Below are 276 nucleotides of genomic sequence, written 5' to 3'. Positions count from 1 at the left end.
GCGGGCTACGGCACGGGCGACTCCTGCTCGTCGTACGGCAACCGTAACTTCGTGAACTACTACACCGACTGGTTCGGTGGTTCGGGATCCGGCGGCGCCTCCAATACGCCGAACCCGCATGACGCCAAGCCGGTCGCGCGCTTCTGGTCGTCGGCGTTCGACAACGCGCACTTCTACACGCTGAATGTCGCCGAGGCCGACAAGATCAAGCGGACCGACGACAACTGGGCGTACGAGGGAACGGGGTTCCGTGCCTGGTCCGCGGCGAATGGATCC

Annotated in this window: 1 protein-coding gene; it reads left to right on the top strand. The window is 64.9% G+C overall.

Features of this window, described 5'->3' with window-relative positions:
- Positions 1-51: 51 nt before the first annotated feature.
- A partial coding sequence (locus SB754_RS20110; protein WP_410784140.1) for a hypothetical protein occupies positions 52-276 on the top strand: 225 nt, incomplete at its 3' end.

It is taken from the genome of Leifsonia sp. SIMBA_070, from assembly GCF_046534635.1.
Taxonomy (GTDB): domain Bacteria; phylum Actinomycetota; class Actinomycetes; order Actinomycetales; family Microbacteriaceae; genus Leifsonia.
This window is presented reverse-complemented; position numbering and strand designations above follow the sequence as displayed.